The organism is Serratia sp. HNCC26DJ244 (assembly GCF_057180565.1).
Genome location: NZ_JBXUGO010000043.1, coordinates 1 through 5,590 on the forward strand (window position 1 = coordinate 1; position 5,590 = coordinate 5,590).

A 5,590-nucleotide genomic window follows, 5' to 3' on the forward strand; every position below is an offset into this window, starting at 1 on the left:
CAAATAAGTAGAAAGCCCCGTGCGCAAGCATGGGGCTTTTTGCTGTGTACGATAAAACAGTTATCGCTTCTCTGATTCAAGCCATTGCGGAATTGGGAACTGAGGGGAACGCCGTTGACGGTGGCCCCACAGGGAGTCTCAGGATGAGACGAATACTGTGTAGGCACTGTGCCAGGCATCCAAACAAGTAGAAAGTCCCGTGCGCAAGCGTGGGGCTTTTTGCTGTGTATGATAAAATGAGTCTGACTCGATTTAGGACTGAGATTTTTCTCGATAATATTCACCAGATTTTTGATTCTAGACTTCTAACCCTATATTGATACTTATAATTAATATTTATTTAATTTATATTCATTTTCTTATAGATAAAATTAATACTATATCAATATGATTTATATATGTATTCATTGAGCGGAATAGGTCGTCATTATTAAATGACAACAAAAATCTCGCTGACAAAAACAAATAATAGCCATTGGCGACGAATCGAGTAGACTAGATGAAAGTTTATTAAGTGAGAGTAATTAAAACATGTCTACTGAAAGCGCGTCTTTAAAGAACTACAATACATTTGCGCTCCCGGTCAACACAGCGCATTTAGTTATTGCAGAACAGATTGAAATGATGATTAAGGCCTGGCAGAAGGCACAAAAGCGGCAGGAATCCTTCCTGGTATTAGGAGAGGGGAGTAACATGCTATTTTTAGAAGATTTTGCTGGCACTGTCGTGATCAACGAACTAAAAGGCATTGAGATCAGGGAAGAGCAAGACGCCTGGTATCTTCATGTTGGTGCAGGGGAAAACTGGCATCATTTGGTCAAGCATACCATTGAATGTGGCATTCCAGGTTTGGAAAATCTTGCGCTGATCCCGGGATTAGTAGGTTCTGCACCGATTCAAAATATTGGTGCCTATGGTATGGAACTGAGGCAAGTGTGTGAGTATGTTGATCTGTTAAATCTGACCACTGGTGAGATTGATCGCATGGAGCCACAGCGCTGTGAGTTTGGTTACCGAGAAAGTGTTTTTAAGCATGAATTTAAACAGGGTTTTGCGATCGTGGGTGTTGGCTTTCGACTTAGCAAACAATGGTGTCCTCAGCTCAATTACGGTGAGCTAAGCAAACTGGATCCGCAGACGGTAACGCCACAGCAAGTCTATGATGCGGTGTGTGCTACCCGGCGTACTAAATTGCCGGATCCACGAGTGATGGGCAATGCAGGCAGTTTTTTTAAAAATCCCCAGGTGAGTGGTGATGTCGCTAATGAACTACTTACCCAATACCCATCAATGCCGCATTACCCACAGTCAGATGGGCAAGTGAAACTGGCTGCTGGTTGGCTTATCGATCAATGTTCGTTAAAGGGTTATCAGATTGGTGGGGCCGCAGTACATCGGCAGCAGGCATTGGTATTGGTTAATACAGGTAATGCCAGCAGTCAGGACCTGGTTGCGTTAGCACGGCATGTGCGCAATACCGTGGCATCTAAGTTTGATATCTGGTTAGAACCCGAAGTGCGCTTTATTGCTGCCACCGGTGAAGTGGATGCGATTGAGGTGTTGTCATGAAGGATACCAAAGTACCCTTGAAGATCATTTCATTACTCGCCGATGGTGAGTTTCACTCCGGTGAGTATCTAGGGGAATCTCTTGGAATGAGCCGAGCGGCGATTAACAAGCATATCCAGACGATTCGTGAATGGGGATTGGATGTATTCACGCTACCAGGCAAGGGCTATAGCCTGCCTGTGGCACTTGAGCTGCTGGATGTCGAACGTATCCTGAATCTGTTAGACGATAAGCGGGTAACAGTATTGCCAGTCGTTGACTCAACAAATCAATACCTGTTGGATAGAATAAAAGAATTGACCTCTGGCGATGCTTGTATTGCAGAGTATCAGCAGGCAGGGCGTGGGCGGCGTGGGCGGCAATGGGTATCTCCTTTCGGTAGCAACCTGTATTTGTCCATGTTTTGGCGGCTTGAACAAGGTCCTGCCGCTGCGATGGGATTAAGTCTGGTCATTGGTATTGTGATGGCTGAGGTACTACAGCGGCTAGGGGCAGAAAAAGTACGTGTTAAGTGGCCAAATGATTTATATCTTGATGATCGCAAGTTGGCAGGGATCCTAGTTGAATTAACCGGTAAGACGGGGGATGCTGCTCAATTGGTTATGGGGGCGGGTATTAATCTGGCGATGCGTGAGACGAATGCTAATTCAATTGATCAGCGCTGGATTAACTTACAGGAAGCGGGAATTAATATTGATCGCAATGAATTAGCAGCAAAGTTACTCAACGAGCTACGTTATTCTTTACGACTATTCGAAGTAGAAGGATTGGCACCATTTATTTCTCGTTGGCGTGACTTGGATAATTTTATCGATCGACCAGTTAAACTTTTAATTGGTGATCAGCAGATTTTAGGCATCTCCAGGGGAATTGATCAGCAAGGCGCATTGTTACTTGAGCAAGATGGCGTAATTAAACCTTTCATTGGTGGTGAAATATCTTTGCGCAGCGCTGAATGATATTCCAGCTTTATATCAGCTGCAGTCAGAAGGTGACCAAGCAGGAGATTGGTCAGGATGCGATTCGCTGGCTATTTACCATAGTCTCCTCAGTAGAAGGCTTATGGGTAAGCCTTCTACTGAGGGACATTTATTGGGTCACTATCGTTGACTATTTGCGCAATCGGACACTTTCTACTGCGTGATTGGCACTTTTTGTCATGATCAAACTGGCTCTTTCACGAGTTGGCAGGATATTTTGTTTTAAATTTAACCCATTGATATCACTCCATAACTGAGCGGCAATATTAACTGCCTCCTCTTCTGGTAATTTTGCATAGTTATGGAAATAAGAATCTGGATTAGAGAAAGCACCTTGGCGGAATTTCAGAAAGCGGTTGATATACCACGTTTGCAATAAATCTTCTGGGGCATCGACATAGATTGAGAAATCAACAAAGTCGGAAACAAATACCCGATGAGGATCATGTGAGTAATCCATTCCACTTTGCAGAACATTCAACCCTTCCAAAATGAGAATGTCGGGTTGTTCAATGACCTTATGATCTCTCGGCACGATATCATAGATCAGATGAGAATATACTGGAGCAGTAACATGTTTCGCGCCAGATTTAACCTCTGAGACGAATTTTACTAAGCTATGCATATCGTAGGATTGTGGGAACCCTTTTTTCTTCATCAGACCGCGTTCATTGAGCACCTTGTTTGGGTGCAAGAAGCCATCGGTGGTGATCAGCTCCACACTGCGATGTTCTGGCCAACGGCTCAATAACGCCTGCAACAAGCGTGCAGTAGTACTTTTACCCACAGCGACACTACCCGCAATGCCAATTACATAAGGTATGCGTTGCCCATCAGTTCCTAGGAACTGTTCCAGAACAGCCTGACGGCGTAGGTTAGAGCTGATATAGAAGTTCAGTAGTCGCGAAAGCGGTAAATAGATTTGCGCGACTTCTTCTAAGGAGAGATCTTCGTTAATCCCTTTGAGTTTAACAATATCTTCTTCTGATAACGTCAGTGGTACTGAATCTCGCAGTGCTGCCCATTGGGTACGATCAAACTGAAGATAAGGTGTTGCTAAACATGGATCTCTTTTTATCATCATAAGCCAAATTCTGCCCGTTAACGCAGGTTAGGAAAAGCGCAGTGCGCCAACTCCAGATAATAAACAAACTGCATATTATAGATAGCTTCTTTTTTGGCGTAGCTTTTTTTGCAAATGTTATCGATAGAGAGCGTATTTATGCTCAAGTGATAGGCCGCTGGATGGCGCGCATTCCTCAACCTGTACTTAAACCTGCCATGATATCGACTGGCAGAATAGTGCTTAGTTGATCATGTAATTTGAAGATAAATCGAAATTAAACAGTCGCTTATAATAAATCACCGTCGGGTGATAAAGGCCGTCGGGGGTAGTAGCGTAATCAGGTATTTCACCAAGACGATAGTAATCTAATGAGTGATACAAATTTTCCGCAGCGGATCCTGCTTGAGTATCCAGATAAAGCAGACCGCGACGCAGACTCCGCGCGGTCATTTCCAGTGTTTTCATTAGTGCCCGGCCGACACCATGGCGGCGAGCCTTGCTGTGGACGAGGAGTTTTTGTATTTCGGCCCGATTACTGCCGTTCGGTTTTTGGCATAGTTCAAGTTGCACAGTGCCAATTGCCTCATTGTTGTGCATGACGACCCATAAAAGTCGCATCCCATTTGCTAGTGTTGGCTGAAGTGACTGGAAATAATTCTCTGCTTCTTCATGGCGAAGGTTCGAGTTGTAACCAACAGAAGCACCATGAGTGACTGCATCCATCAGTAGGTGCGCCAGTTCTCCACAGTAGAAAGGGAGAGTGACTGAATTGAGCATGATTATTTTCACTGGCCATATTCCTGCATAAAAAGTCATGACTTAAGCAATAACTGCGCCAATATGAGCATTCAATGTCGCTTTTGCCTGGAATCATAGCTTTTAGGCTCATTCGACTGACCATGTTGGCCTTGGCCATGTTCTTCACCCTCCTGCACGGTATGTTTATTAACTATGTAATGAATATGCCCGATAAACGTATTGCCCTCTTTTGGAGCATCGTACTCGATCTCAATTGTTTTTAGCGTGATTGTTTGCCGCTATGCTCTGGTGGGAATGTGGGTAAAACAACGAAATTTGTTTAAGCCTGATTCTGCAGTTGATGAATTCTTGTTCGAGCTGTGAGAAAAATAGCCAATAGCAGCCATGAATTGGCTGATTTATGAGCGGTAGTGCATAGAATGCAATTTTTTAGTTGCATAGCCCGTCAGCTCTACCTAGAATGCGCTGCACTTGATGCCGGCTTAGCTCAGTAGGTAGAGCAACTGACTTGTAATCAGTAGGTCACCAGTTCGATTCCGGTAGCCGGCACCATCAAGTACAATAGTTAAAATCAGGTGGGGTTCCCGAGCGGCCAAAGGGAGCAGACTGTAAATCTGCCGTCACAGACTTCGAAGGTTCGAATCCTTCCCCCACCACCAAATCCGATTTTCAATCAGAACTTATCTCAAATGATGATTCTGATTATGAACATGATTTGGGGAAGGTGAAAACCTTCAGTAAGCTTCGAGTCAAGCAGCGCCAGATAAGTTGCGCAGCTTGGTCCGAAAGGTGAGGAACAAGCGACGAATAATCCTTCTCCCACCATAACCTGTAAATTCTACAGAAAAATTAGGTAGCCGAGTTCCAGGATGCGGGCATCGTATAATGGCTATTACCTCAGCCTTCCAAGCTGATGATGTGGGTTCGATTCCCATTGCCCGCTCCAAGATGTGCTGATATAGCTCAGTTGGTAGAGCGCACCCTTGGTAAGGGTGAGGTCGGCAGTTCGAATCTGCCTATCAGCACCACTTCTTAAATCCTCGTCCCCTGATTTTTTCTGTGTTGGATCCAACAAGCAAATGCTTGGTTGATGTGGTGATACCACCGATTTATCCGTGTCTTAGAGGGACAATCGATGTCTAAAGAAAAATTTGAACGTACAAAACCGCACGTTAACGTCGGTACTATCGGCCACGTTGACCATGGTAAAACCACT

At 44.6% G+C, this 5,590-nt stretch carries 6 protein-coding genes, 4 tRNA genes and 1 other RNA gene; 9 read left to right on the forward strand and 2 right to left on the reverse strand.

Features of this window, described 5'->3' with window-relative positions:
- Window positions 1-531 precede the first annotated feature (531 nt).
- Both murB and birA read left to right on the forward strand, forming a co-directional pair.
- Window positions 532-1,569 (forward strand): UDP-N-acetylmuramate dehydrogenase, encoded by a 1,038-nt coding sequence (murB, locus tag AC2A06_RS18320; protein ID WP_484381234.1) that lies wholly within the window; start codon window positions 532-534, stop codon window positions 1,567-1,569.
- Window positions 1,566-2,528, forward strand: a complete 963-nt coding sequence (gene birA / locus AC2A06_RS18325; RefSeq protein WP_023491904.1) for a bifunctional biotin--[acetyl-CoA-carboxylase] ligase/biotin operon repressor BirA — start codon at window positions 1,566-1,568, stop codon at window positions 2,526-2,528. The genes murB and birA overlap by 4 nt, the downstream gene beginning before the upstream one ends.
- A gap of 151 nt (window positions 2,529-2,679) precedes the next feature.
- Here the strand turns inward: birA and coaA are convergent, their stop codons facing one another.
- Window positions 2,680-3,630 (reverse strand): type I pantothenate kinase, encoded by a 951-nt coding sequence (gene coaA, locus AC2A06_RS18330; RefSeq protein WP_037386471.1) that lies wholly within the window; start codon window positions 3,628-3,630, stop codon window positions 2,680-2,682.
- Between the two features lie 44 nt (window positions 3,631-3,674).
- Between coaA and AC2A06_RS18335 the strand changes: the two genes are divergently transcribed.
- Window positions 3,675-3,863: a hypothetical protein gene (locus AC2A06_RS18335; protein ID WP_484381235.1), complete on the forward strand. Its 189-nt coding sequence runs from the start codon at window positions 3,675-3,677 to the stop codon at window positions 3,861-3,863.
- On the opposite strand, the gene AC2A06_RS18340 is transcribed toward AC2A06_RS18335, so the two are convergent.
- Window positions 3,856-4,404, reverse strand: coding sequence for a GNAT family N-acetyltransferase (locus tag AC2A06_RS18340; RefSeq protein ID WP_484381236.1), 549 nt, complete (start codon window positions 4,402-4,404; stop codon window positions 3,856-3,858). The genes AC2A06_RS18335 and AC2A06_RS18340 overlap by 8 nt on opposite strands.
- A gap of 446 nt (window positions 4,405-4,850) precedes the next feature.
- Here AC2A06_RS18340 and AC2A06_RS18345 point away from each other — a divergent pair.
- From AC2A06_RS18345 to AC2A06_RS18370, 6 genes are all read left to right on the forward strand, one after another.
- Window positions 4,851-4,926: transfer RNA gene (locus tag AC2A06_RS18345), tRNA-Thr, on the forward strand.
- 22 nt (window positions 4,927-4,948) lie between these two features.
- Window positions 4,949-5,033, forward strand: a tRNA-Tyr gene (locus tag AC2A06_RS18350).
- A gap of 45 nt (window positions 5,034-5,078) precedes the next feature.
- A non-coding RNA gene (locus tag AC2A06_RS18355) (RtT sRNA) lies at window positions 5,079-5,202 on the forward strand.
- 43 nt (window positions 5,203-5,245) lie between these two features.
- Window positions 5,246-5,320 (forward strand) — tRNA-Gly (locus AC2A06_RS18360).
- 6 nt (window positions 5,321-5,326) lie between these two features.
- A tRNA-Thr gene (locus AC2A06_RS18365) sits at window positions 5,327-5,402 on the forward strand.
- Window positions 5,403-5,509: 107 nt separating this feature from the next.
- Window positions 5,510-5,590: elongation factor Tu (locus tag AC2A06_RS18370; RefSeq protein ID WP_003842260.1), on the forward strand; the 81-nt coding region annotated here is incomplete at its 3' end.